This is a genomic window from Pseudomonas sp. P4795 (assembly GCF_048822895.1).
GTDB lineage: Bacteria > Pseudomonadota > Gammaproteobacteria > Pseudomonadales > Pseudomonadaceae > Aquipseudomonas.
The window spans coordinates 72,274-98,537 of the sequence record NZ_JBMFBT010000002.1 but is presented as its reverse complement, the minus strand read 5'-3'; the positions used below and the strand labels follow the sequence as shown (position 1 = coordinate 98,537).

At 59.4% G+C, this 26,264-nt stretch carries 23 protein-coding genes; 11 read left to right on the top strand and 12 right to left on the bottom strand.

The genetic code is table 11. From position 1 onward, the window contains the following. Window positions 1–8: 8 nt before the first annotated feature. Window positions 9–896, bottom strand: a complete 888-nt coding sequence (htpX, locus tag ACOI8A_RS04695; protein ID WP_420646663.1) for a protease HtpX — start codon at window positions 894–896, stop codon at window positions 9–11. A gap of 304 nt (window positions 897–1,200) precedes the next feature. Beyond that, window positions 1,201–2,412: a pyridoxal phosphate-dependent aminotransferase gene (locus tag ACOI8A_RS04690; protein ID WP_420646664.1), complete on the bottom strand. Its 1,212-nt coding sequence runs from the start codon at window positions 2,410–2,412 to the stop codon at window positions 1,201–1,203. A gap of 224 nt (window positions 2,413–2,636) precedes the next feature. On the opposite strand from ACOI8A_RS04690, the gene msrB reads away from it, so the two are divergent. From msrB to ACOI8A_RS04675, 3 genes are all read left to right on the top strand, one after another. After that, window positions 2,637–3,032, top strand: a complete 396-nt coding sequence (gene msrB / locus ACOI8A_RS04685; RefSeq protein ID WP_420646665.1) for a peptide-methionine (R)-S-oxide reductase MsrB — start codon at window positions 2,637–2,639, stop codon at window positions 3,030–3,032. A 101-nt stretch (window positions 3,033–3,133) separates the two neighbouring features. Continuing rightward, window positions 3,134–3,619 (top strand): glutathione peroxidase, encoded by a 486-nt coding sequence (locus tag ACOI8A_RS04680; RefSeq protein WP_420646666.1) that lies wholly within the window; start codon window positions 3,134–3,136, stop codon window positions 3,617–3,619. Beyond that, window positions 3,616–4,077, top strand: coding sequence for a MarR family winged helix-turn-helix transcriptional regulator (locus ACOI8A_RS04675; protein ID WP_420646667.1), 462 nt, complete (start codon window positions 3,616–3,618; stop codon window positions 4,075–4,077). The genes ACOI8A_RS04680 and ACOI8A_RS04675 overlap by 4 nt, the downstream gene beginning before the upstream one ends. On the opposite strand, the gene ACOI8A_RS04670 is transcribed toward ACOI8A_RS04675, so the two are convergent. Next, window positions 4,061–6,382 carry a response regulator gene (locus ACOI8A_RS04670; RefSeq protein ID WP_420646668.1) on the bottom strand — a complete coding sequence of 774 codons (2,322 nt, stop codon included), beginning with the start codon at window positions 6,380–6,382 and terminating at the stop codon, window positions 4,061–4,063. The genes ACOI8A_RS04675 and ACOI8A_RS04670 overlap by 17 nt on opposite strands. A gap of 165 nt (window positions 6,383–6,547) precedes the next feature. On the opposite strand from ACOI8A_RS04670, the gene ACOI8A_RS04665 reads away from it, so the two are divergent. Together ACOI8A_RS04665 and ACOI8A_RS04660 are read left to right on the top strand one after the other, a co-directional pair. Continuing rightward, window positions 6,548–7,438 (top strand): ATP-binding protein, encoded by an 891-nt coding sequence (locus tag ACOI8A_RS04665; RefSeq protein ID WP_420646669.1) that lies wholly within the window; start codon window positions 6,548–6,550, stop codon window positions 7,436–7,438. Further along, window positions 7,435–7,917: a GAF domain-containing protein gene (locus tag ACOI8A_RS04660; protein WP_420646670.1), complete on the top strand. Its 483-nt coding sequence runs from the start codon at window positions 7,435–7,437 to the stop codon at window positions 7,915–7,917. The genes ACOI8A_RS04665 and ACOI8A_RS04660 overlap by 4 nt, the downstream gene beginning before the upstream one ends. On the opposite strand, the gene ACOI8A_RS04655 is transcribed toward ACOI8A_RS04660, so the two are convergent. From ACOI8A_RS04655 to ACOI8A_RS04645, 3 genes are read right to left on the bottom strand one after another with little or no spacing between them, the layout of a single operon-like run. Then, the gene (locus ACOI8A_RS04655; RefSeq protein WP_420646671.1) at window positions 7,918–10,863 is read right to left on the bottom strand and encodes an HD domain-containing phosphohydrolase; all 2,946 of its coding nucleotides are present in this window, start codon (window positions 10,861–10,863) and stop codon (window positions 7,918–7,920) included. It abuts the gene before it with no gap. A gap of 48 nt (window positions 10,864–10,911) precedes the next feature. Beyond that, the gene (locus ACOI8A_RS04650; RefSeq protein ID WP_420651178.1) at window positions 10,912–14,556 is read right to left on the bottom strand and encodes a transporter substrate-binding domain-containing protein; all 3,645 of its coding nucleotides are present in this window, start codon (window positions 14,554–14,556) and stop codon (window positions 10,912–10,914) included. A gap of 8 nt (window positions 14,557–14,564) precedes the next feature. Then, complete coding sequence (locus tag ACOI8A_RS04645) at window positions 14,565–15,191, bottom strand: response regulator (RefSeq protein WP_420650472.1); 627 nt, start codon at window positions 15,189–15,191, stop codon at window positions 14,565–14,567. Window positions 15,192–15,295: 104 nt separating this feature from the next. Between ACOI8A_RS04645 and ACOI8A_RS04640 the strand changes: the two genes are divergently transcribed. The 6 genes from ACOI8A_RS04640 (at window position 15,296) to ACOI8A_RS04615 (ending at window position 19,743) form a co-directional block, all read left to right on the top strand. Further along, on the top strand, window positions 15,296–15,580 hold the full coding sequence (locus ACOI8A_RS04640) for a helix-turn-helix transcriptional regulator (protein ID WP_420650473.1): 285 nt from the start codon (window positions 15,296–15,298) through the stop codon (window positions 15,578–15,580). A gap of 65 nt (window positions 15,581–15,645) precedes the next feature. Further along, window positions 15,646–17,589 carry a primase-helicase family protein gene (locus ACOI8A_RS04635; RefSeq protein ID WP_420651177.1) on the top strand — a complete coding sequence of 648 codons (1,944 nt, stop codon included), beginning with the start codon at window positions 15,646–15,648 and terminating at the stop codon, window positions 17,587–17,589. 184 nt (window positions 17,590–17,773) lie between these two features. Continuing rightward, window positions 17,774–18,307 carry a hypothetical protein gene (locus ACOI8A_RS04630; protein WP_420650475.1) on the top strand — a complete coding sequence of 178 codons (534 nt, stop codon included), beginning with the start codon at window positions 17,774–17,776 and terminating at the stop codon, window positions 18,305–18,307. A gap of 6 nt (window positions 18,308–18,313) precedes the next feature. Next, window positions 18,314–18,754 carry a type II toxin-antitoxin system YafO family toxin gene (locus tag ACOI8A_RS04625; protein WP_420651176.1) on the top strand — a complete coding sequence of 147 codons (441 nt, stop codon included), beginning with the start codon at window positions 18,314–18,316 and terminating at the stop codon, window positions 18,752–18,754. 57 nt (window positions 18,755–18,811) lie between these two features. Continuing rightward, the gene (locus ACOI8A_RS04620) at window positions 18,812–19,027 is read left to right on the top strand and encodes a hypothetical protein (protein ID WP_420650477.1); all 216 of its coding nucleotides are present in this window, start codon (window positions 18,812–18,814) and stop codon (window positions 19,025–19,027) included. Between the two features lie 80 nt (window positions 19,028–19,107). After that, entirely contained in the window at window positions 19,108–19,743 is a 636-nt protein-coding gene (locus ACOI8A_RS04615; RefSeq protein ID WP_420650478.1) for a hypothetical protein, read from the top strand. Between the two features lie 175 nt (window positions 19,744–19,918). On the opposite strand, the gene ACOI8A_RS04610 is transcribed toward ACOI8A_RS04615, so the two are convergent. The 6 genes from ACOI8A_RS04610 to ACOI8A_RS04585 are packed head-to-tail and all read right to left on the bottom strand — an operon-like array spanning window position 19,919 to window position 26,244. Next, complete coding sequence (locus ACOI8A_RS04610) at window positions 19,919–20,221, bottom strand: hypothetical protein (protein WP_420650479.1); 303 nt, start codon at window positions 20,219–20,221, stop codon at window positions 19,919–19,921. An 11-nt stretch (window positions 20,222–20,232) separates the two neighbouring features. Beyond that, entirely contained in the window at window positions 20,233–21,168 is a 936-nt protein-coding gene (locus tag ACOI8A_RS04605; RefSeq protein ID WP_420650480.1) for a hypothetical protein, read from the bottom strand. Continuing rightward, window positions 21,168–21,713 (bottom strand): hypothetical protein, encoded by a 546-nt coding sequence (locus tag ACOI8A_RS04600; protein WP_420650481.1) that lies wholly within the window; start codon window positions 21,711–21,713, stop codon window positions 21,168–21,170. Before ACOI8A_RS04600 ends, ACOI8A_RS04605 begins: the two co-directional genes overlap by 1 nt. After that, on the bottom strand, window positions 21,706–21,960 hold the full coding sequence (locus ACOI8A_RS04595; protein WP_420650482.1) for a hypothetical protein: 255 nt from the start codon (window positions 21,958–21,960) through the stop codon (window positions 21,706–21,708). The genes ACOI8A_RS04600 and ACOI8A_RS04595 overlap by 8 nt, the downstream gene beginning before the upstream one ends. Then, on the bottom strand, window positions 21,957–25,331 hold the full coding sequence (locus ACOI8A_RS04590) for a hypothetical protein (protein ID WP_420650483.1): 3,375 nt from the start codon (window positions 25,329–25,331) through the stop codon (window positions 21,957–21,959). The genes ACOI8A_RS04595 and ACOI8A_RS04590 overlap by 4 nt, the downstream gene beginning before the upstream one ends. A 1-nt stretch (window position 25,332) precedes the next feature. Beyond that, window positions 25,333–26,244, bottom strand: coding sequence for a hypothetical protein (locus ACOI8A_RS04585; RefSeq protein WP_420651175.1), 912 nt, complete (start codon window positions 26,242–26,244; stop codon window positions 25,333–25,335). Window positions 26,245–26,264: the final 20 nt, after the last annotated feature.

The following is a 26,264-nucleotide window of genomic DNA, read 5'->3' as shown; positions in this document are numbered from 1 at the left end:
CTGTTCACTTAGCCGCGACGACGCAGGGCGTCAATACGCTCTTCCAGCGGCGGGTGGCTCATGAACATGCGGGCGAAGCCCTGTTTGATGCCACCGTTGATGCCGAAGGCGTTCAGAGTGTCAGGCATATGCACCGGCAGGCCCTGTTCCGCACGCAGGCGTTGCAACGCACCAATCATCGCGCTGGTGCCAGCCAGGCGGGCACCTGCTTCGTCCGCGCGGAACTCGCGTTTGCGCGAGAACCACATCACGATCGAGCTGGCCAGGATACCCAATACCAGTTCGGCGAAAATGGTCGCCACGTAGTAGGCAATGCCCTGGCCGCCTTCGTTCTTGAAGATCACCTTGTCGACGAAGTTGCCGATGATCCGTGCGAAGAACATCACAAAGGTGTTCACCACGCCCTGGATCAGCGCCAGGGTGACCATGTCACCGTTGGCCACGTGACCGATTTCGTGGGCCAGAACCGCTTTCACCTCATCTGGCGAGAAACGCTCCAGCAGACCCTGGCTGACCGCGACCAGTGCGTCGTTCTTGTTCCAGCCAGTGGCGAAGGCGTTTGCTTCGTAGGCCGGGAAAATACCCACTTCGGGCATCTTGATCCCGGCTTCGCGGGACAGTTGCTCGACGGTTTGCAGCAGCCATTGCTCATGCCGCGTGCGCGGCTGAGTAATGATCTGGGTGCTGGTGCTCATCTTCGCCATCCACTTGGAGATGAACAGCGAAATCAGTGAACCGGCGAAACCAAAGACCGCACAGAAAACCAGCAGCTGACTGAGGTTGAGATCAACCCCGTTGGCCGCCATGAACCCGTTGAAGCCGAACAGGCTCAGGGTGATGCTGGCTATCAGCACGACCGCCAGGTTAGTGGCCAAAAACAGCAGGATGCGCATCATGGTTGTAGAAATCTCCTCGAGCTAAAGATGTAGCGTACTGCGGGGTATATAAGGTGCGGCACCGGGCTATTCAACCGGGTGACTATTTCAAACTGTGTCCTACAGCGAATTCCGTGCTCCGCAGGCATTTCCCACGAGCAATAGCGACATGGACGACGCACAGGCATTCCCCGTCGGCATTACGTCACACGCATGCAGTGCAGACGCAGCGCAAGTGTAGAAGGCATCTGAAGATGGGTGGCGCAGAAGTGTTGCTGAATCAGACAGTGCGCAACGTCCGGGGCCGTTGCGCACTGATGGCCAGTTACTGGCGGTAGGACTTGAGGAAGTTGCCGATGCGTCCGATGGCCATGTCGAGGTCATCAACGCGTGGCAGGGTCACGACGCGGAAGTGATCCGGCCACGGCCAGTTGAACGCCGTGCCTTGCACCACCAGCAGCTTCTCGGACAGCAGCAGGTCGAGGACAAATTTCTCGTCGTTGAAGATCGGGCAGACCTTCGGATCGATGCGCGGGAACGCGTACAGCGCGCCCATCGGCTTGACGCAGCTGACGCCGGGAATGTCGTTGAGCAATTCCCATGTGCGGTTGCGCTGCTCCAGCAGACGACCTTGCGGCAACACCAGATCGTTGATGCTCTGATAGCCGCCGAGGGCAGTCTGGATTGCGTGTTGGCTGGGCACGTTGGCGCACAGGCGCATGTTGGCCAGCATGTCGATGCCTTCGATGTAGCTCTGGGCGTTGTGCTTGGGACCGGAAATCGCGATCCAGCCGGAGCGGAAACCGGCGACGCGGTACGACTTCGACAGACCGTTGAAAGTCAGGCACAGCAAGTCTGGCGCCAGTGAAGCGGTGCAGATGTGCACGGCGTCGTCGTAGAGAATTTTGTCGTAGATCTCGTCGGAGAACACCACCAGATTGTGCTGGCGTGCCAGTTCGAGCATGCCCAACAATACTTCTTTGGAATACACCGCGCCGGTCGGGTTATTCGGGTTGATGATCACCATGGCCTTGGTGTTCGGGGTGATCTTGGCTTTCATGTCGGCCAGATCCGGGAACCAGGCGGCACCCTCGTCGCACAGGTAATGCACCGCGTTGCCGCCAGCCAGGCTCACGGCGGCAGTCCACAGCGGATAGTCCGGCGCCGGCACCAGCACTTCGTCACCGTTGTTGAGCAGTGCCTGCAACGACATCACGATCAGCTCGGACACACCGTTGCCGAGGTAGATGTCTTCGATGCCGACGCCTTCAACCTGCTTCTGCTGGTAATACTGCATCACGGCCTTGCGCGCGCTGAACAGGCCTTTGGAGTCGCTGTAGCCTTGAGCGGTCGGCAGGTTGCGGATCACATCCTGAAGAATTTCGTCCGGCGCTTCGAAACCAAAAGGCGCCGGGTTGCCGATGTTCAGCTTGAGGATGCGATGGCCTTCCTCTTCCAGACGTTTGGCGTGCTTGAGCACCGGGCCGCGAATGTCGTAGCAGACGTTGGCGAGCTTGTTCGATTTGCTGAACTGCATGGCGATGTGATCCCGAAAATGAACGATCCAGGCGGCGGGTGGACTACCGTGCTGGGATTGCTGCGTCTTCACACAGGCAAGTGTCTTGAGTGGCGGTTACCAGAATCCGTTTGAATGCGCAGGATCCCGCTGCCAGACTGGCGTATGACGAGGCGCAATCATACGTGCCACCCGATCCGTGGAAAAGGTACAGATCGGGCTTTTTCAGCCGCTGAGGTGTGATGATGGAAAAGTTGCAGAAAACCCTGGAAGAATGGAAAGCCATGCTCGATCCGGAGCAGTACAACGTCTGCCGTCTGAGTGCGACCGAGCGACCGTTTTCCGGCAAATACAACGACACCAAGACTGACGGCGTCTACCACTGCATCTGCTGCAATGAGCCGCTGTTCGATTCGAAGACCAAATTCGACTCCGGCTGCGGCTGGCCGAGCTTCTACGCGCCGATCGGCGACAGCGCGATGACCGAAATCCGCGACACCACCCACGGCATGATCCGCACCGAGGTCAAATGCGCGCGTTGCGATGCGCATCTGGGCCACGTATTCCCCGACGGCCCGGCGCCGACTGGCCTGCGTTACTGCATTAACTCGGTATGCCTGGATCTGGTGCCGCGCGAATAGGGTGTCCGGGCGATCCACGGGTCGCCATTCGGATAATTAAATTGCACACAATTCAATTGCTCGCTACTTTTAGCGCTTCTCAACTATTTCGAGTGCGCACCATGAGCGATAACCTGCTGAGCATCCCGTGCACCACCATCCAGGGTGAGCAGAAGACCCTCGCCGATTTCGCCGGCAAGGCGGTGCTGGTGGTCAACACCGCGAGCAAGTGCGGGTTTACCCCGCAATACAAAGGTCTTGAAGAGTTGTGGCAGACCTACAAGGACCAAGGGCTGGTGGTGCTGGGCTTTCCGTGCAATCAGTTCGGCAAGCAGGAGCCGGGCAATGAGGGCGCGATCAGCGAGTTCTGCGAGATCAACTACGGCGTGAGCTTCCCGCTGTTCAAGAAGATCGACGTCAATGGCTCCGACGCGCATCCGCTGTTCGTGCAGTTGAAGAAACGCGCACCCGGTCTGCTCGGGTCGCAGGGCATCAAGTGGAACTTCACCAAGTTCCTGATCGGCAAGGACGGCAAGTTGGTCAAGCGGTTCGCCCCGACCACCAAGCCGCAGGATCTGAGCAGCGAGATCGAAGCCCTGCTCAAATGAGCAAGCTGTCGGTTGATTCGCTGCAGCTCGATAACCAGCTGTGTTTCAAGCTGTATGCCGCATCGCGCGCGGTGATCCGTGCCTATAAACCCATGCTCAATCAGCTCGGCCTGACCTACCCGCAATACCTCGCAATGCTGGTGTTGTGGGAGTGGCAGGTCGCGGCGCCGGAGCAACCGACGGTCAAGGCGCTGGGCGAACGTCTGGCACTGGACTCCGGAACGCTGACGCCGCTGCTAAAACGTCTGGAACAGCTGCAATTGGTGCAGCGCCAGCGTTCGGCGCGGGACGAGCGCGAGGTGCATCTGAGCCTCACGCCCGATGGTCAGGCATTGCGCGAGCAAGTCGGGCCGATCAAGGCCCGTTTGCTGTGTGACAGCGGGGTCGATCTGGACCAGCTCAACGATTTGCGCAACGGCCTCGATCACCTGTTGGGGCAGATCAAAGCGCTGGCGTAGCGGGAATCCACTGATCGAGCAGCGCGGCCAGTTCTTCGCGGCGAAACGGCTTGGCCAGGTAGTCGCTCATGCCCGCCTGGCGGCAGCGTTCGCGTTCTTCGGACATCGCGTTAGCGGTCAGGGCGACGATCGGCAAGGCTGGCCAGCGGCCGCTCTGGCGGATCTGCCGGCTCGCCTCGTAGCCATCCATCACCGGCATGTTGCAGTCCATCAGCACCAGATCGAATTCGTCATGTTCCAGCTGATCCAGCGCTTCAGCGCCGTGGGCGGCCACCACCACCTCACAACCGAGTTTGCCGAGCATGCCTTTGGCCACCAACTGGTTGACCGGATTGTCTTCGACCAATAGCACGCGCCCGCGTCGTCGCGATGGCGGCGCTACCAGGCGCGTGTCGTCGATCGTGGCGATGTCCGGTTGCAGGGTGCGGCGCAGATTCTGATACAGCGCATTGCGCGCCAGCGGCCGTGCCTGCTGCTGCAACGGCGCCAGTGCAGCGGCTTCTTCGCTGGGCAGAAAGCTGCCGTAGGCCGTCACCAGCAGAATCGGCGCAGTCAGCGTCGGGCGCAGGCCGAACAGGCATTCCGGGCAATCGGTTATCAGCACATCCGGCGCCAGACCCAGTAGCGAGTCATCGATCGTGCGTTGTTCATAACTCAGCCCCCAGACCGGCAGCTGGGTTTTCAACATTTCTGCCAGACCGCTGCTGGTGCCTGTGATAGCGAGGATTTTGCCGTTCAACGGCGGGGGCGTTACCGCGCGGGTGTGGCAGGGCAGCGGCAGCTCAGCGCAGAACTGACTGCCGAACCCGGCCTCGGAGCTGATGGTCAGGCGCCCATGCATCGCTTCGCACAGGTTGTAGGTCAGCGCCAGACCCAACCCGGTGCCGCCGTACTGACGAGTGATGCCGGCGCCGGCCTGGGTGAATGGCTGGAAGATCTTCACCTGCGCGTCCTGCGCAATACCGATGCCGGTATCGCAGACTTCAATGCGCACGCCGTCCTTGCAGGTCGACAGGCGCACGTCGACCCGGCCGAAGCGGGTGAATTTCAGCGCGTTGGACAGCAGATTGCTGACGATCTGCCGCACCCGCGTGGGGTCGCCGAGTACCAGCGCCGGAAAATGCGGATCGATCAGGCAAGTCAGCTCGACGCTAGGGGCGGCGTTCTGCGACAGCAGGTTGGCGGTATCTTCGATCAGCGAACCGAGGTCGAACGGGATGTGCTCAAGCTCCAGTTGCCCGGCGTCGAATTTCGACAGGTCGAGAATATCGTTGAGCAACTCCACCAGGACCTTGCCCGAGTCGTGGGCAATCGACAGTTGCTGTTGCTGTTCGGCGTTGAGCGGGCCGTCGAGCGACAGCGCAATCATTCCCAGCAAGCCATTCAGCGGCGTGCGGATTTCATGGCTCATGTTGGCGAGAAATGCCGAGCGCGCTTCGGCCATGTCCAGCGCAGTGCTGCGTGCGACTTCCAGCTCCTGATTGGATTGGCTGAGCCGGGCGTTGATCGCTTTGAGTTCAGCGGTGCGCGCCGAGACGATGTCTTCCAGTCGCGCGAGGTATTCGGTCAGGCGATTTTCGGCGTTGCGCCGTTGCTGGATTTCCGTGGCGATGTTTTCAAACTGTTGATTGGCGACTTTGACCAGTACGCCGATTTCGTCATTGGCGTGCCCGGCCGGGCATTCCAGCGTAGTTGGGTCGGCGCTGCGCGGATCGCGACCGCTGAGTTCGCGAATCACCCGCACGAAAGGTTTGGTCAGCATCACGTAGAACAACGCCAGCAGAATCCCGGTGAGGATCAGACTGCGGGCGAAGCCGTTGAGCAGGGTGATCTCGGCGCGGCGCAGGAAGCGGCTGCCAAACGCGTAAGTGTCGACTTCAAGACTGAGCACGCCGAGGGATTCGTTGGGTAAATGATCAAGGTACAGGCGGTCCTCGAACTGGCGTTTGGCACCGAACAGGAAGTCGCTGATCATCCGGTAACCGCTTTGCAGCTCCGGGCGTTTGACGCTGGCCAGCACCGTCTGGTTGTTGTCGGTCAACTGTGCGGAGATGATTGCGGGCGAGCGCAGCAGGCCCAGTGTCAGCTCTTGCGCCAGTTCAGCGTCGATGTTGTAGGCGATGCGCGATGCCGGGTTATGGCTGATTTCCAGCAACGAGAGGATTTCCCGGTTGATGGAGGCGTCTTCGCTGGCATAATCGATGCCGATTTGCAGCAGGCTGAGCAGCGTGCCCAGAATGAACCCGACCAGCACGGTAAGCCGGGCCTGTTTGTACGACAGCCGGTGGGTGAATTTGATATCCATGGGGTGTTGAACCACTTCCGTTTCCCTTCGCTGCTCAAGCATAGTCGATCACGTACGGATAACGGGGTTCCCGAATCGCCTTGTAACAAGGGCCGGGCCGGTGTCGAACGCTGTACATCATCGCCGCATCGCCATCATCACTGTGAACGAGCCCGAGGAGAAGACGTGGATTCCCGATTGAATGCTTTTCTTGAGCGCGCCGAGTCGGTTCTGGCACGTATCGAACCGTTGCTGCCGGCAACACGCCCGGTCATCGACTGGAACACCTGCCTCGCCGCCCGCTGGCAGCGTGACGGCCGCACCGGCTATCTGCTGCCGCTGGACGTCAGCCTCGACATGCGCCTGTCCGACCTGATCGGCGTGGATCGGCAGCTGGAGCAGTTGGGGCGCAACACCCGGCAGTTCCTCGACGGCATGCCGGCCAACCACGCTTTGCTCTGGGGGTCGCGCGGCACCGGAAAATCCTCGCTGGTGCGCGCGCTGCTTGCGGAACACGCCAGCGCCGGCCTGCGCCTGATCGAAATCGAGCGCGATCACCTGGCAGACTTGCCGCGCGTAGTCGAGCAGATCGGCAAACTGCCACAGCGCTTCGTTCTTTTTTGCGATGACCTGTCGTTTGAGTCCGGCGAAGGCGATTACCGCGTTCTCAAAAGCGTGCTGGATGGCTCGCTGGAACAGGCGCCGGACAACGTTCTGCTGTACGCCACGTCCAACCGCCGCCATCTGGTTCCAGAGAAAGAAAGCGACAACGAGAACTGGAAACGCGTCGACGGTGAGTTGCACCCAAGCGAAGCGGTGGAAGACAAGATCGCGCTGTCGGACCGCTTCGGCCTGTGGCTGTCGTTTTATCCATTTACCCAAGAACATTTTCTCAACGTCGTTGAACACTGGATCGGCCAGTTGGCGGCCAAAGCCAATCTGAGCTGGCAGCGCGACGAAGCGCTGGACATCCTTGCCGTGCGCTGGGCCACTGGCCGCGGCAATCGCAACGGACGCTGCGCGTACCAATTCGCCCGATATTGGGTGGGACTGAAATTGCTGGAGCACAAGGCATGATTGATTTGCAACAGAGCGGCCAGGGCCTGGAAGGTTATGGCATGTTGGCCGCGCAACTGGAGTCGCTGCTGGCGGACGAGCGCGATTTTATCGCCAACGCGGCGCAGTTTTCAGCGTTCCTGTTTAACCAGCTCGATGATCTGAACTGGGCCGGGTTCTACCTCAACCGCAACGAAGAGCTGGTGCTCGGCCCGTTTCAGGGCCAGATCGCTTGCGTGCGCATTCCGTTCGGTCGGGGTGTATGCGGCGCAGCGGCCGCGAGTTTGCAGACGCAGCGAGTGGAAGACGTTCACGCGTTCCCCGGCCATATTGCTTGCGACAGTGCGTCGAACAGTGAATTGGTCGTGCCGTTGGTCAAGGATGGTCGCCTGATCGGCGTGCTCGATCTCGACAGCCCGAAAATTGCCCGTTTCGGTGCTGCTGATCAGGCCGGTATCGAGCAACTGGCGGCGATCTTTCTGCGTCTGACCGACTGCTGATCAAGGCTTGATCCCGGCCTTGAGCAACACGGCGTCGGGGTCGACTGCATCGATCTGCTTTGGATCGAGAAAACGCAGGGCGTATTGCAGGTACACGCCGTCGCTGATGAACAGCCCGAACAGTTCGGCATCGATATGCGCCTCGCGGCACATGGTGGCCATGATTCCCAGCGCCTCGCTGAGAGTCTTGGCCTTCTTGTAGGGGCGGTCGGCCGCGGTCAGCGCTTCGAAGATGTCGGCAATCGCCATCATCCGCGCCGGCAGGCTCATCTCTTCGCGCTTGAGACGTTTCGGATAACCGCTGCCGTCCATTTTTTCATGGTGACCGCCGGCGATCTCCGCGACGCTGTCCAGGTGGCCGGGGAAGGGCAGGTGGCTGAGCATCAGGATCGTCTGCACCATGTGATGGTTGATGATGTAACGCTCCTCGCGGGTCAGCGTGCCGCGGGTAATGCTCAGGTTGTACAGCTCGCCGCGGTTGTATTTATAACGCGGCACGTCGAGTTTGAAACCCCACGGATTGTCCGCCGGAATCAGTTCGCTGTCGGCGCGCTCGAGCAGATGTTCGGGCTTGTCCGCCAACAACGATTCGCTGACCGGCAAGATCGGTGGCGGTGTTTGCGCCTGACGCCGGTTCTCTTCCCAGGACACGCCCAGGCGGTCGTCCAGCGTGCGGCTCCAGGTGCGCTGAGCGATTTGTGCGAGGCGTTGCAGATCGGCTTCCGCCATGGCTTCGCTGCCCAGATTGCAGCGCGCGACGAAGGCGAAGTCATCGTCCAGACCGGCGAGAAGTTCGTCGCGTAATTTGGCCAGCTGCGTTTCATCGCCGCCAAGGGCCAATGCCTGCCAGTAACTGATCCAGGCATCGCGTTTAAGCACTTCGAAGCGGGTGCGGATTTCATGAATACGATCGTTGATGGTTTCCAGTTTGGTGGCTTTATCCACCACGTATTCCGGCGTGGTGACCTTGCCGCAGTCGTGCAGCCACGCAGCGATGTGCAAGGCTTCCCACTCATCCTCGCTGGGTTGGTAGTCACGAAATTGGGTTTTCTGACTGGCAGCGGCGGCATGCGCGAGCATCAGCGTCAGTTCCGGTACGCGCTGACAGTGCCCGCCGGTGTAAGGACTCTTGGCGTCGATCGCCCCGGCCAACAACTGAATGAACGCATCCAGCAGTTGTTTCTGTCTGGCTTGCAGGCGCTGGCTCTCGATGCTCACCGCCGCCGCGCCGGACACCGCTTGCAGGAAGGCGATGCGGTCGGGGCGCAACTTCTCCAGATCGGCCTGAGCGCCGCTGTCATTGATCAACAGAATCAGCAGGCCAACGGTTTCATTGTGGCGATTGCGCAGTCGGATGCCGATCAGGTGCACACGTGGCGCAGCCATGGCCAGCAGGACTTTTTGCAAATCGGCGGCCTGTTCGAAGCCGAGGTTGCTCACCACATTGTCGGCGTTCGTCAGTTGCTCAAACCACGCCGGACTCTGCGCGGCGTCGAGGCTCTGGCCTTGGATATCGAACGACGCCAGCGCTTGCGAAGTCCCGTCGATCACCAATCCGGAAGGCTCCATGCGATTGCCGTCGCTCTCGCGCAGGTAGATCAGGCCGGCCTGGGCCTGAGCAATCTGCACCGTTTCGAACAGCACCCGTTGCAGCAGCGGGGCGAAGCGGGTTTCGGCGGTCAGGCTGTCGGTGATGCGGAAGAAGCTCGAGAGTGTCTCCTTCATGCGCGCCATCGACACGCTCAACTGATCGACCTCCAGCACCGGGGAGCGGCGCGTCACGGGAAAATTGAAATCGAAACTGCGGATCGCATCGGCTTCCTTGACCAGCGCGTGCAGTGGTTTGACCAGAATGCGCGAAATCAGCCAACCGAGTGGCAGGCACAGGAGCAAGGTCGCGAGGGTGATCAGCGCGCCTTGCCAGCGCATGCGGTAAGCGTCGACCAGCAATTCGTCTTCGGGCACCAGCAATGCCATCTGCAGACCTTGCGGCCCGCCTTCCTGCAGGCTGCTGCGGGCGACGATCCATTGCCGACCCTCGGCTTCCAGGCGGTTGCCGGTATGTTCACCAGTCAGCAGTGCATGCAGGCTCGGACTCAGGTCGGCAGCCTTGGCCAGGCGCGCAGTGCGATCATCGACGATCAGTCGGCTGCTATCGGGGTAGGCCACGGCGTTGCCGTCGGCATCGAACAGGACGATCTCCGTCGCTGGCGTCACCACGTGTTTGGTCAGGGTTGCGGAAAGGGTATCAAGGGTCAGGTCGGCGCCGATGACGGCATGGTCGCCGCTGCGGCGGGCGAGGGTGGTGCCGACGTTGTGCGTGGAAAAAAACACGTAGGGTTCGGTGGTGATCTGCTCGGTTTGTTGCCGCGCGTTGCTATACCAGGCGCGGCTGCGGGGATCATAGGCGTCGTCAGGATTGTCCTGGCGGCCCAGCGGCACCAGCAGTTGATCAAAGAACAAGGATTGAGAACGCGATTCGCCGGTGGCGTCATGCTCGATGCTCCACACCTGATACGCCGCGGTTTCTGGTGCCTTGAGCAAGCTTTTCAGTGCTGCGCTGCGCAAGGGCCGCACCATGAAAAAATCACCGTTGGCATAACCGAGGTAGAGCGACGCCAGATCCGGGTTGTCGGTGAGTGAGCGGGCAAACGGTTTGAGCAACGCCAGCCGTTGTTCGAGGCCGGATGCCTCGGTGGCCGGGTTATCCGCCAGCAGGCTCAGCAGATGGCGGATCGGTGCGTAAGTGGCCTGCAAGTCAACGCGCACATCCTGCTCGATGCGGTTGAACAGCTTTTCGCTGCTCGACAGGATGATCTGCGTGGTCTGCCGGTAATTGAACAGCCCGAGCACGATCCCGGTGAGCAGCAGCAGAAAGGTGAACATGACGCTGATGTGCACGTGCAGAGGAAACCGGCGTTGATCCGGGCGCAGTGGGCTGGGCATTGCGGTCGCTCCGTGATGTTAAACACACTGCTCAGCGCCCAAGCATAGTTAACCCGGGCTCATTTCGCTTTGCTCACTCAGCACAAGTTGTTGTTCGAGTGCCCGCTCGAGTTCGAGGATAGCCAGGCTGCTTGCTTTGCAGCGCCGTTCGATTTCTTCCAGCGGCATTGCTTGCAGGCAGGCTTCTTCGAGTGCATCGCAACTGTCGATCAGGCGCGTCGCCTGAGCAATGCGCGCGGCGCCCTTGATTTTGTGGGCAATCGCCGCAAGCGCCTGACGATCATGCTCGGCGGACAGTGCCAGCAGATCTTGCCGATCGATCCGGCTGCTGTTGAGCAACTCGGCCAGCAATCGCCGCGCCTGGAGTGGGTTGCCACCCGTCAGCAGATTGAGGCCCTGCACATTGAATGCCGGGGTCTCAAACAGCGGCTGGATGCTGTTGACCCACTCGCTCAGGACACTCAGGCTCAGCGGCTTGAACAGGCAATCGTTCATGCCGGCCTGCTTGCAACGCAAAATCTCTTCGGGTTGAGCGTTGGCGGTAAAGCCCAGCACGGTGCACGGCGGGCGTCGAGTGTGCTGTTCATGTCGGCGAATCGCGCGGGTCAGCTCGTAGCCGTTCATGACCGGCATGTTGCAGTCTGCGATGACCAGGTCGAACGAGCCATTCTTCCATTTTTCCAGCCCGCTGCCGCCTTCTTCGGCGATGCAGAAGTGATGCCCGAGAAACTCCAGTTGCTGACACATCAACAGGCGATTGGCCGGATGATCGTCGACCACCAGCACGCTCAGGGGCGCAGCGGCAGGCTGGATTTCAGGTTGGCTTGTTGCTGATTTGACCTCGGCGGGCAGAATGTTCAGGGGCAGGGAAACGCTTACTTGCGTGCCGATTCCGGGCTGACTGCTCAACTGCAGTTTGCCGCCCATCATTTCGCACAGGTTGCGGCTGATGACCAGGCCAAGGCCCGCGCCGCCTCCGGATTTCAATCCGGGGTTGTGCGCCTGGGTAAAAGGCTGGAACAGTTGGCGCTGGTCTTCGGCGCTGATACCAACGCCGCTGTCCTGGACGGTCAACTGCACCAGAGAGCAACTCGGGGTATCACTCGCCAGAAGATCCAGCGTGACCCGCACATGCCCGCTTTCGGTGAACTTGATGGCATTGCTGATCAGGTTCGACAGTACCTGCTTGAAGCGCAACGGGTCGAGGCAGACGTCAACGTTCAACTCCGCCGGCGAGACGCTCAGAAGCAGGGTGAGCCTTTTTTGTCGGGCCAGACCTTCGAAAATTCTGATCACCGAGCCAATGGTGTCGATCAGATTGATCCGCTCCGGGCTCAGGCTCAGGCGCCCGGACTCGATCCGCGCAATATCCAGAATATCGCCGATCAGGCCCAGCAGGTCTTTGGCCGAGTGGTAGGCGGTTTCAATGCTGGAGCGGTCCGGATGCTCCTGATCCATACGCTTGAGTGTCAGCTCAAGCATGCCGATCACGGCATTCATCGGGGTGCGGATTTCGTGGCTCATGGTGGCCAGGAAGGTGCTTTTGGCCCGATTGGCGTCATCCGCGCGCTCCTTCGCGCTACGTAGCTCGTCCAGTAGTTCGCGGCGTTCACTGATATCGATCCAGCCACCGATGATCCCTTGCACTTCGCCGCTGGAGTCGCGATACGGCAGGATCCAGTGATAGATCGTCAGCCGGCGATTGCCGATATGCAGTGGCCGGTCGAGCACCAGCGCTTTGCCTTCGGCCACCACCCGCTGATAGTCCGCCTGATAAACCCTGGCTTCGAAAGCGTTGTTCATTGCGCCCTGCATCACGCTTTTGCCGATCACGTCTTCGCGGCGGGCATTGAACGCCTGGAGATAGCTGTCGTTGCAACTTTGCAGCAAACCCTGGCGGTCACGCACATAGATCGGGTGCGGCGTGCCATTGACCAGCGAACCCATGAACTCCAGCTGGTCGTTCAGCGCCCGCTCGGCGGCCTTGCGCTGATTGATCTGGCGGCGCATGTAGGCATTCCACAGCAGTGACAGCAGCAACAGCAGACAGCCCGTGCCGATCACTTGATAGAACAGGCGCTGGTAATGGCGCCAGGTGCCTTGCGAAAGGCTCGAATAACCGCGCCAGCGACCGTTGATGATGCCCAGCTCTTCAGGCGTGATGCTCATCAAAGTCTTGTCGATGATCGAGGCCAGCTCGGTGCTGTCCTTGGCGGTCGCCAGCGAGAAAGCCGCTTGGCGCGTGCCGATGGTGGTGGTGATCTGCAAAGGATGTTCAAAGATCCGTGAGCCGATGAAATAGTTGGCAATGACCAACGAATTGACCGCGCCTTCGACCTGGCCTTCGTCAAGCATTGCCACTGCGCTGAAGGTGTCAGGTGTTTCGATCAACTGAATCCGCGGAAACTCGCGGCGCAGGTACGCGATCATCGGGTTGCCCTGGGCAATCGCCAGCCGCTTGCGTTTGAGCTGTCCCAGATGGGTTGGACTGTCGGCCGATTTGCGGGTCAACAGCACGTAGGAATTCTCGAGGTAGGGACGACTGAAATTCAGGGTTTCCTCACGCTGATCGGTTGGCAGCAAGGCTGCGATCAAATCGGCCTGATGACTTTCAACCTGTTTGATCATTTCTGCATCGCTGCGGCTGCGACGGATTTCGAAGCGCAGCCCAGTGCGCAGGCGGATCAATTCGAGCAAGTCAGCGCTGATGCCGCGGAAGTTGTCCTCGCTGTCGAAGAACGTCAGCGGCGCGAACGCCTCGTTGACCACTACGCTGGCCACCGGGTTCTTTTTCAGCCATTGCTCTTCGCGTGTGGTCAGTTGCAGTTTTTGATCGGTGAGCAATATGTCGCTGCCGGCGCTCCAGCGCTTGGCGATGTTTTCCCGTTCGTTGCCCGACACAGCTTTGAGCGCTGCGTTGATGACGCCCAGCAGTTGCGCGTTGCTGCGCAGCACTGCGAAGCTGAATCCGTGGGCCTCGTGCTTGCCGAAGTTGGCCATCCGCACGTTGTTCAGGTAACCCTTGTTGATCATGTAGTGAGTGGAAATGGTATCGCCGAGGAACACGTCGGCCTGATCGAAGGCGACCGCATTGATCGCGTTCTGATAGGACGGCCAGGAGGTGATCAGGGCTTTGGGGTATAAAGTCCTGACCTCGTTCAGCGGGAGATAGTGATAAACCATGCTCAGGCGCAAGCCGGCCAACCCCTCCGACAGGGCGCGGGTTTCGCCTTCTCGGGTCACCAGTACTGGCTGGTCGATGGCGTAGGGTCGCGACAGGACGATATTCGCGTTACTGGCCTCGAAGCCGTTGGCGGTACCGAGCATGTCGATATTGCCATCGATCAATGCACGAATTGCAGCATCGCGCGAGGCAAAGCGTTTGACCTTGATGGGTAGCCCCGTCGCCTGGCCAACGAGGCCGGCATAGTCCGCGGTATAACCTTCATAATCGTTGCCACCGGCGGTCATGTCGAACGGTGGGTAGTCTGGAGCTGACGTGCCCAGAATCAACTCGTTGCGCGTGCGCAGCCATTCCTGTTGCGAGGGGTCAAGCAAGAGCGGTATTGATCCCTTCATTGAGCGACTGAGCAAAGTGAGCTCTTGCGCACTATTGGGCGTGGCGGTCGCAAAAGTGCTGAAACAAAAACCAGCGCCAAGTGCAATCAGGAAATTCTTTAAACCGCGGGGCATGTTGGCTCTCACACAAGTGCGTTACGTTTGGCCATTTCGATAAGTTCTACCAGTGATCTGGCCTTGAGCTTTTGCATCAGACGTTTTTTATAGGTGCTTACTGTCTTGTTACTCAGAAACATGCCTTTGGCAATTTCCTTGTTGGTACGTCCTTGGGCGAATAGTTGCAAGACCATGAGTTCGCGGTCATTGACGGATTTGAGTAGTTCCAGTTCTGCATAACGCACATCATCATTGCGAACAGGGTTCAAGGCTTGACTCGGGAAGTAGTTATAACCGGAAAGTACGGCTTTTATCGCGCTGACCAGTTCGCTCAAGTCTTCCTGTTTGCACACATAACCCGACGCCCCGGATTGCATGCAGCGAATTCCGAACAAGGTCGGGCACTGCGCGGTGAGTACCAGAGTCTTGAATGGCGAGCTCATGGCGTTGAAGCGGGCGAGGACTTCCAGGCCGTCCAGCTTGGGAATGCTGATATCGAGAATGATCAGGTCGGGCAAGCATTCGCGAACCATCTGCATGGCATCGACCCCGTTATCGGTTTCTCCGACGACTTTATAACCTTCATGTTCCAGTAACATTCGAACCGCGAGGCGAATGACCGGGTGATCGTCGACAATAAAAACGGAGTTCATAATCAACTGCGGCACAGGTGCAAACAGGCGCTCTAGAACAAGGCTCCTACTGCTGGCCGCGCGATGATCTACCCCGAAAGCTACCCCGGCAGGAGCGCCCCGACATGAGCAGAGCCAGAGCCAGAGAAATCGCCAAGACCGTCGACACCTTTCTGCACCCGGATGACCTGATGCGGGCGATCGGTGTCAGTCGCAACACACTGGACAACTGGGTGGCAGCTGGGCATTTTCCCGCCCCCGTGGAAATCGGCATGACCCGCGCCGGTGGGTATGCCGGCCGTGTGGCCTGGCTGAAGAGCGAGGTGGATGCCTGGATCCTCGCACGCGCAGCGGCACGGCCTGTGCCCAGCCCTCTGGCTGCGTTCGACGGTGCCAATCAGCCTGCCTGAATTTTCTACGGACAAAAGAAAACCCCAAGGAGCGCGAACTCGAAGGGGTTAAGGGGTATTTCCTGATGAGTAATTATAGCTCGACTGCGTCCGCAAGTCTTCGACTGCCGCCGTCAATCTTCGACCTCGCCGCGCAGTTCCAGGCCAAGCGAAACGTAGCGCCCTCTGCGCTGACAATGGCCGGACAATCAGTCACTGCCACAGCTACCACTTCCGCCATAACCTTCGCGGCGGATCCACAGCCAGCAGCCAACGAAGCAGTGGTGTGGGACGCCGAGGCGTGGCTCTCTGCTTTTGACCTAGCGCTGGCCACGGACGATGGCGACCAGCAGGACGCGCTCGCGGTACACGCCAAGCAGGCCATGGAGGACGCACAGCGCCGCGGCGATAAGGTTTGTGTGCAATCGATCCAGTCAGCAGCCAAGCAGGCCAGAACCGCGCGCGAGGACAGCCTCCAGCAGACAGAGGATGATGTCCAGGAAGGCCCCGTGCCGAATGTAGAGGCACCTTTCGGCACGAATGCCGCCAGCCTATTAGTTGCGCCTGTTGGCCAGAGTCAGCAAGTGACGCCACAGCCTTCCGGCCGGCAACCTAAGGCGGGGGATATCGACCTTGAGTCTCGTGAAATCCTTCGCTACATCAGCGAAGATTTTGTGCTGCTGACGTCCGGCGGCAAGGTTGTTGCCTACCACATCGAAAGCGGCGATACGTTCTGCAAGGAAGGCATGCGCCAGCATTGCGCGAAGCATTACGGGAGCATTCAGATACTGGCTGCCGACAAGGACGGAAGCATGGCGTGGAAGCAGGCGCCTGCCGGGGATGTCTGGTGGCAGTGGAACGAACCGGATCGCCGCGTGGTTCGCCGCATCGTGATGGAGCCGACCAGCAAGGCGGCTTTTCAGGATGCCGATGATTGCCCTGACGTGTTCAACCGCTGGCACCAGTTGAAAATCACCATGGCTGAACGAAACCCGGCAGCTACCGCACAAGACGTCACGATCCTGACGAATCACCTGATGTACCTGGCCGGCGGCGATGTGGTTGGCGTAACGTTCTTTCTGTGCTGGCTGGCGCAGCTGTACCAGACGCCAGAGATCAAGATGCCGACCGCTGTGCTGCTGTATTCGCAACAGGGGAGGGTGGGCAAGAACCTGCTCGGTCGACTCATCTCGAAAGTGTTCGGCGCCCCGTTGGTACTGACCAGCGGCAGCAGCAAGATCCTGACATCGAAGTTCAACGACAGCATCCTGCACAAGCGAATCATCTTCATCAATGAGGTACGGATCGGGCCGAAGGACAAGGATGCGGTAGAGGAATTCAAGAACACGATCTCCGAACCCACCATGCAGTTCGAAGGCAAAGGCGTCGCGTCGAAAGAAATCAAGAACATCGCCCACTACATCATCACGTCCAACCATGCAGACGCGCTGCCGTTGATGGAGAAGGACGGCCGGATCGCGGTACTGCGCTGCCTCGCCGAGCGCCAAAGCGACCAGTACTACAAAGACCTGATTGACTGGATTGACGGCCCCGGTGCACCTGCGTTGGCACAGGTACTGGCCACATGGGTGTTTCCCAAGGATTGGGACCCGTATGCGCCAGTACCGCAGACAGAAGCTGCACGAGCGATGCAGAAGGCTGCGAGGGGGCATGGTATCTACTGGCTCGAAGAGCGCGTTGCGGGGCGTGAAGGCCCGTTCGCCAAACAGATTGTTCGTTGTCAGAGCATCTTCATTCAGTTGGCGGCGATCCCCACCTACGAATCAACCATGAAAGCCTACGGGATCAGCCCTCAGACGCTCCCAGGCATGCTGTCGAAGTTGGGGTTTAAGCAGCTGTTCAAGCCAGACAAGGAGGGTAGGCCTTCCACCAACCCGAACCGCAAGTGCTGGTGCTCTGACAATCCTGATTGGTGGGACCAACGCCCGGACACCGTATGGACCGACTACATCAAGGACGGCATCGCCCCCGAGGGCATGCCGCCGTTTGAGAGTGACAACGACGGCTAGAATCCAGCTGCTTTTAGGACCTTGGCCCTGTTTTTGCAGGGCTATAGCCACCCGTCAGATAAAGCGGAATACGTTAAAAATGTGGTGACATAACGGTGGCACATTTGGTCAGACGATATAGAGTCACTGGAAACGAAGACCTGATTGACACTGCAACCAGACCACGCCCCAGAGGGCAGAGACCATGAAACACCATCGCCATGACCCCTACTCGAAGGAGATCATGCTTTCGCTCACATTACGCGCATCGCTTTACTGCGCGCAGGTTGCGGCTGCCTCAAGTAGCGAACTAGAAGTTTCAGTTGAGGAAAACGCGTCTACGATCAGTAAAGTTCGAAATGCGATCAAGGAAGCTATTGTTAATTTGAACGACTTGAATGATTTCGTGTTTGATGCTGGGCGAGCCATGCTCACCAATACGCCTCCTCGACATATTATAGAGGCCGAACCATACTCGGAAGTCGCCAATACACTACGTGGATTGGAGTCTGTTTTATGTGCGAAGACTGAGCAGTATGCAAATCTGCCTGTCATGTGCGAAGAGTTTAAAGCGCTTCGGCGTAACTTGGCTACTACTCGCTCGCGCACAGCCCAAAACGCCATGGTCCTCAAACAGATGTCGCATATTCCTGAATGTTTCGAGAGTTCGATAGATATGAAAGGGCTGGAAGCCTTGGCTTCTAATTCGACTGAGCGTTTGCATCATCTTGTGAGCTGATGTTATATGGCGATTATCGTCGAGTTTAGTGATGAAACATATCCTGATCTTTTTGAAACTGTACTTGTAAATCATCCCACTGTTTTGAATTCGCTGTGTGATGACCTCCGGAGGTATATCGAATCCAATAGGCTGAACCCACCACACTACTTCGGATGTGACGTTCCTTACGTGCACCCGCATGAGGCCTACACGAATTGCTTGATGCATATTCATATAGCAATCCCTCCGCACGTATTATCCAAGCACAAGCCGCAGCACGATCGGAAATGCCCTCCTGGTGATCCCAGCAAAGACGCTGCATTGGTCTATACGCAAGGGCTGTACGATGAGGATCGATACGTCCTCATTGCGATGCTACATCCCGGCGCGCACGTCAAGGCAAGTAACGAGAAAACTATCAAGCAGCTAGCGGGTGTGGCCAAGCGCTTTCGAGATATCTATTAGTCTAATTTGTTGCGATTCACTGCTACGCTTTCGGTTTTCTCGAACGGAATCGAATCCATGCCCGCCGAATACTCCTTACCCGACACCCTCGATCGTCTCTACACCAACCAGTTGGCGCTTGAAGCGGCGATCATGGAGCTGACTTTGCTCATCGAGCAGCAGGGCCATACCGAGGTCGGCGAGAATGTGCGTGGTGCCCTCTACGCGATTGGGGAGAACGCTGGGCACATCAAGCAAGGGATCGCCAAGCTGAGCCTTGAGCGGCGCGGCTGACGTTTGATCGTCAGTAGACACAATAGTGGCAAATAGGTAGTTTTCCCGCCCTATCGATGGACAAGGTTTGAGAGGGGCGGGTGAAAGAGCTTATTGCTGCGACGAAGAAAACATTAGTGGAGCGTGTCGACGATATAGCGGAAGGCGTCGATCTCGTGCTCTCAGCTGCGACCGATTCAGAAGTTCTTGAGAAGATCCCCTTGGTATCCGTCGGTGTGAAGCTGTTAAACGCGAGAGATGCGTGGGTTAGACACCGGTACATCAGAAACTGTATGGCGCTCCTACAAGCCTGCAAGAGTGCAGATCAGGCACGTCGGGAGAAACTCTGGACCAAGCTCTCGGAGGATCCGGACAAAATTCAGGATTTTGTCGACACTCTGTTTCTCATAACGGCGGACAGCTCCAAGCCGATGAAGGCGGCAATTGTCGGTCACCTGATTGCTGCACTGTGCAATGAGCAGATCACTTACAAGGATTATGATGCTCTTGTGCACATGGTTCATGACGCCTCGATTACCGCGCTAGCAACGCTCCCCGAATACTTCGAGCGCTCAGAGGGGAAAGCCACTTTCCGGAATATGTCTTTTTCTGAAGAGCCTCTGCTGCAATCATTGGGCGTGGCACAGCGGTCCGGGTATATGTTTCGCATCAGCGAGCTTGGGCAACTGCTGTACCGCTTTGGCTTCGGCGGTGTAATTGTGCCTTACACTCCTTAATCCGATTCTTCAGAACAAGGGCGCCTCTCGAGGGCGCCCTTGTCATTTGTGCTGCGTACCGATCACTTCCCCTTACCTTTCTCAGCCTTGTCTTTCGGCGGTTTGCCTGGGTTCGACTGCGGGAAGTACTCCTGCGTCTTCACCGGTTTCTTGCTCACACCCTCGCGCTTGTCGATCATTTCACCACCTCGTCTTCAGTGCCGGATTGGCACAGTTCGTTTTCTTCGTCAGCCGCTGCTGGCAAGCGATGCCCGAACAACTCAGCCCGCAGCGCCTGTGCAACCTCATTAATGTCTGGACGGTCGACCATCACCCAAAGCCCCGCACGGAAGCCCCGCAGAAGAAGTCGCCGCCGCTGCTTCGTGGCTTCGCTGCCGCGCTCTTCAGCATCTGCCTGGAAGTCACGAAGCATGGCTTCCAGTGCTGTCGCCGTGGTGGCAGGCCGCTTGCGCGTCTTGTAGCCGCTCAGTTCGCCCATGGCGCCGCTCCCTAGAATGCTGGCCCGATTGCACTACCGGACTTCAGCCCAGCCCAGTACTTGTCGAACTCGGCTTCGCTCATGCTTGAGATGTCGGACGCACTGACAGCCCCTTTCTCGTCTGGCGCGCGTGCACTGCCACTGAGGTTGCCCAGGCTGGTCGGTGGCTCGCGTCGTGGCATTTGACCGGACGTTTTGAACCCCAACGCCTGCGCCTTCGCGTAGATTTTTTCGGCCGGGTTGGCTCCGCTCATCAGGCATTGACGGGCGAACTCGCCTAATGCGGTGGAGCGAATCATCTGAAATTGTTCCTCGGTCGCCTGTGGGTACAGCTGCCGTATCTGTGCGTCGGCGTTTCGCTGCACCAAGTCGACCGCCTGTTCATAGTCCGGCACCGCCGCCATGAACTGCTGTTCAAGATTGACGACGGCGGCTGTTACCTGCTGGCGCTGCAGTGCAGCCTCCTGCTGTTGAGCGGGCCTGTTCTGCAGTTGGTCGAGCGCCTGCGCGAACTGGCGTTCCTTCGCCTCGATGTACCCGCGGGGATCTTCATCAAAGTCCGGGATGGCTGCTTGTTCGGCAGCTCGTTGCTGTGCCTGTTGCGTGGCCTGCCACTGAGCTTGAAGCTGCTGCAACTGCTGTGCCTGTGCCTGGAGCTGCAGCTCAAGTGCCTGACGCTTGCTGCGCTCTTCATGCAACGCAGCAAGTGGCACTTTGCGTTTGCTGTGACGTTCAGCATCTTGCTCGGCTTCCCGGTCGAGTTCCCCCTGTGCCGTGTCCTGCACATCGTCACTGACGGGAATGTTCTTTTCGGCAAGGTGTTGCTCCTGGCCGGCGAGGTCAGCAGCGAGCGCGTCCGACATGCCTTCGCCGGTATCGTCCATCCCGACAGAGCCAGTCAGCTCAGCGGCCAAGGATTCTGAAAGATCTTCGTTCTCGGTACTCATTAGGATTTTGCTCCACGAGACGGCGCACGTTGAAGCTTGGCGCTGGGGGATGATTTGGATGACTTCGGAGCGGCCTTTCCAGACAGCCCGTATCGATCTTTCAAACTTTCGGCACTGGCCGTGTTGGCGGCGCTCGCGGCGTTGGATTCCAGCACCTGTGCCAGCTCTTTTTGCAACTTGCTGACTTGCTTCCTGTGTGCGAGGTCGGCCAAGTACTCGTCAACCTCGGCAGCGGTCAGTGGCCGACGGCTGATCTGGTCGCCGCTCAGTCCGAAGCAGCGGCCAATGCGCAGCTTCTGGCGCTCGGCGCGCTGGATCAGCAGCAGGCCGCTCAGCAGTTCACCTTCGGCGTTGCCGGCGGTACGTGCGTCGCGCTCGGTCGGCACATCGTCGTGCGCAAGCACCGGGGAGCAGTCGAACAAAGGCTTATCGAAGGTCACCGTGTAGCCACCGCCTTGGGACTCGCGGATGTGCCCACGGGCAAAATCGATGTTGTTGAGCTTCGCCTTATGGCGAAGCTGTTCGAGCCGTTTCAAGTCAAACATGGGTGCAGTCCTCGGGCTGACGAGCGTTGACGATCTTCGCGCGCAGCAGATTCAGCTCGGCTTCGCGCTCAGCTTTTTTGTCTGGGCGAGTGGCCTCGCGCAGCTTCTTTTCTGCTGCCTGAAGCGCAGCGCGGGCGGCGGGTAGCTCGGTTTCAAGCAGTCGCTCGATACGCAGTAGCTCGTCGAGGTCAGCCCGCGCCTTCGTCACGGCTACTGCGGCTTCGATCGCTTGTTGATTGGTGCTCATTTACCCTCCTGTTGCCCGGTGAGCCGGCGCAAGTTGTCGACGGCGCGGCGGTTGCCGTTGGCCAGGTATGGAACGAACGCAACACGCACAGCTGTGCGGGCTTTTTTCAGTTCGGCATCCAGAAAATCGCGCTTCTCGTCGTCGCCCAACGCAGCCCAACCTTTCGAGCGCATGGCGCGCAGCACCGTCTTGCTGGTCAGTTTCCCGGCCAGCTCGTTGAACTCGCTCATTTGCTCGTCGCTGAGGTTGTAGCGCTGTTTCTTGATTGTGAAATGGTCTTGCGTCTTGCCCGGCGCCCAACCGATTCGGGCGGCTTCCAGGCGTACAGGGTCGGTCGTCTCTTTCGACTGCGCGATAGGTGCGGCAATCGATAGCGGGCCACCTGGGTAGGTGCGGTTCGGAACAGGGGCGCCGAAGTGGTCAAGCTTGGTCGGCAAGTCCTGACGTAGGCCCGGTACCCGGTACTTGATCGCATCCAGCACAGAGCTCGTTTCACGGCCGTAAGGGTCGTTTTCGCTGGCGATGTTGCTGAGCAGTGTGAATGGCTGAGCCAAGGTGCCGGCCTGCTGCCGGAGGTACCAACCACCATTGCGTTTAGGGTCGCTGAGGAACTCGCTGAAGTTCGACAGACCTTGCATGTAGGTCTTGTTGATTGTGGCGTTCGCGAAGCTGCCGAGCAGGCCGGCGGCGATGTCGCCAGCGTCCTTGTGCTGGTAGTCAGTGGTCGCCAGGTCGGCAGCCATGCTGAGCCATTGTGCAAATGGATCGAGTCGGGAGTATTCGTGGTAGGTATCGTCGATCTTGATGCTGTACGGGCGCCAGCCTGTGGCCATCAGCGCCGCCTTCTCTTCCTTGTCTTCAGGGCCAGCACCGGTGATGTATCCCGCCTGAGCCAGGGCCCCGGCACCGATCATCACACTGGTGCCCCAAAGTACCCGAGCGATAGCGCGTTCCTGTTTGGCGCCTCCGGCTTTGATGTCAGCTCGCACATCTGCGAATGCCGGAGCAAGGGGAGTGCGTTTGAGACCGAACTTCACGATGTTCGCGGGCGTACGCACAAACGGCACGATGATGTTCAGCCACGGCGCTTTGGCTTTTGCAGACATGATCGCTTGAGCGAACGCGCCGGCTTTGTTGTTGAAGGTGTTGGTTCGAGCATGCTCACCCGCTTTTTCGATCATCGCGGGCGTAGGGTTCTGCACAAGCTGCTCAATGCGTTGGCTGAGTTTGGTGTCTTGAGGGATTGCACCAGACTTCCTGTCTGCCATTGCCTGGTGACGGGCGAGCGAGCGCAGTTCGCCTTCGTAGTTGAGCGTTGCAAACCAGGCATCCTCAGCTCCCAGCGCACGGTATGGCAGCGAAAACGCTTTCTCCGCGATGCCTTGCGTAGCCCTGATGCCCACGCCGGACTCAGCCTTACCGACGCCCAGCATAGGCGACTCACCGGACTTGAAAGCGTCGTATGCAGCAATGCCAGCTTTGTTCATTCCTTTGGCCGAACCGATCAGCAGATCCAGCGGTTCCGCAAATAATGTCTCCCCGGACTTGCCGCCTGTAGCTAGGCGCTTCGCTCCGCCGACGCCGGCAGCGATGCCGCGCTCGATCATTTCGTTACCGAGCGTCATCGTGTTACTGAGGATGTTCACCGCGTGAGTGCGGACGCCGCTCTGCAGTGCTGCACGGTAGTAGTAATCGAACAGGCCCGGCTTGCGGTTGGCGATCAGCTTGGAAGCATTGGCGACACCGCCACTTTGAACGGCTTTGCTCAAGGCGAGCGCTAAATCATCAGCCCCTTGAACACCGCCTATCCCTTCGAGGATGTGTTGCGCCTGGCGATAGTCGAATACCTGACGGCGCTGAGCCGCAAGCGCGCGGCCCGATTCTGCGCGAGCGCCGGCGAGTGCGCCGAATGTATTCTGCAGATCCGCTACGCTCTGTACGAATTCTGCCCGCTGTATATCGTTGGCTTGCCCGCTGGTGATCTGCGCTTGTTGTTCGAGCACAGACTTCAGTCGGTCGCTGACGTGATCCGTCATCGCGATGATTTCTTCAGCGTTGAACGCTTTGCCGATCTTGCGCGAGAACACGTTGTCGATCTTGCCGTCAGAACCATCAATGCCGATCAGTCGAGCAAGCCGGCGCTGTTCATCGAGCGTGACGACTCCGCGTCGACGAGCCTCAATATCTGCTTCCGCCGGGCGCAACAGATCCATCGTCTGCGCGCGGGCATCTCCCTGCACACCGAGGTTATCCATCAGCGGGTTGATATCTTGCGATTTGGCGAAGGGTGTCGGCGCGGCCGAAGGGGTTGGCGCTTCTGTCGCAGGTTCTAGCGTGGGTGTAACAGCTAGCTGTGGTTGCGCCATACCTTGCTGTTGTTGCACTGGCAGCGGCACCGGAGCGGGTTGTGGATCAGCAATGGTCGGGCGACGCAGTCCGCCTGCCGCCCCCATGAACCCACCCAAAACCGCGCCTTGGCCGGCGGCGTTTCCGAGACCTTGGCTCAGCGGGTTGCCGAGTGCGGCGTTCTGCATGGCCTGCTCTTGAGAGGATTGCAGTGTCTCTTCGCCCGCTTCCATCCCGGCGCCGATACCCATGCGCGACAGCACGTTGCGCCCAACTGCTGGGCCAGATGCGCCTGCCAACATGGCATCGATATCAGCCGCTCCGAGGCGATTGCCCAACCCAGCGGAGCCGGCACCAATCAGGCCGGTGAGTCCGCCTGCGCCGAGTGCTGCAGCCGTCTGACCGAGCGTGAGGTCGCCGGTTTGCTGGACTGTGTTGGCAGCCTGCTGACCCGCCGTTGCGAGTCCTTCGCCCGTACCTGCGCCGACCAGTGCTGCGCGACCTGCATTCATTCCGAGTGCCTTGGCGCCCAGTGCCGCGCCTTTGCCTGCAGCACCGCCGACTACCATCGTCGGCACTGATTCGACGACCTGGCCTGCGGCGTACGCCGGGTTTTGCAGTAGTGCGGCGATGGTCGAGCCGAACCCCTGCGCATTAACGACCTCATCACGCTGCGCTTTGGCTTGGGGCGACATCTCGTCATCCAGTACCTTGCGCGCTGCCTTGGAATCCAGACCATGCCGGGCCAGCCACGGTGTAACCTCGCCGCCCGTGGCGATGTCGCCCAGCCCTGCAAGGCTATCGAATAGGTTGTAAGCACCGCGTCCGACATTGCCGCCGATGTCCGTTACCCACTGGCCGGCAGTACGATCGGGCAAGTCAGCACTCGCACTGCCGTCGATTGCATCGCCAAAGGCTGAGGTCTGCGGTGAAGGGACTACGGCAGGCGCAGGCTGATTGGGTGCTGACGATTCGAGGGCATCACCGAAGGCGCTTAGCTCATCGCCGAATGCGGACAGGGCCATTTCATGCTCCCCGCTTCACAGCGACTTTGCCGCTGGCCGGATCGATGTAGGCTGCTCCGGCTGGCAACGCATCGTATTCGGCGCGGGTCTTGGGGGCCGCAGGTCCCTGCGCGCTGGATGCGGGGGCAGGAGCACGAGCCTGCGGGTTGGAACCGCTGCCATACATGAGCAAATCAGCACCCTGCAGTGGCGCCGCGGATGCGTTCGCACCCGGCAGCCCTGGTACGGCAGGACCCGCGCCAGCGTTATCATCCGGCGCGACGTCGCCGAGCAGTGCCTGCATCGGATCGGCTTTGCCTGGCGCGTACTGGCGGTACGGCTTGCCGTAGGGTTTGTAACTGCCGGTGGCTGGGTCGAAGATGTGCTTCTGCAACATGCCGTTTTCGAGCGGCTCTTCGAGAACCTGGCGCGGCGTTGGGACCTTAGGCCCCGCAGGTTGACTACCACCGCCAGCACTGCGGTTGGCTTGCGCTTGGGCAAACTGGCTGGCTTGCTGCTGGAGCTGCGCCGCGCGATGGGCCTGCAGCGCGTCGCTGCTGTTCGCTTTCAGGATGGTGTCGGGATCGATGCCAAGCGATGCCAGCTGCTTGGCCATCGGCCCGAGCTGAGCCTGCAGCGTAGGGTCTGCAAACGCCTGCTGTTGGCGTTGCGCCGCTTCCTGTTTCGCTTGGGCTTGCGCCTGCCGCAGCGCCATTGCCTGCTGTTGCTGCGCGATCATTTGATCACGATATTGCTGCAGGGCTTGAGCGCGCTGCATTTCTGACATGCCGGCCAATGCCTGACCGAGCCGAGCACCGCCGCTTGGGTTGCCAGCCTGTGGACCAGCATTCGCGAGCAGTTGCGTACCGAGCTGACCGAGCGGGGTATTTAACCCTTCGATCCCTTGGTTAAGCATTTCCATGATGGTCGCCATTTCGGTATCTCCCCCGGCAC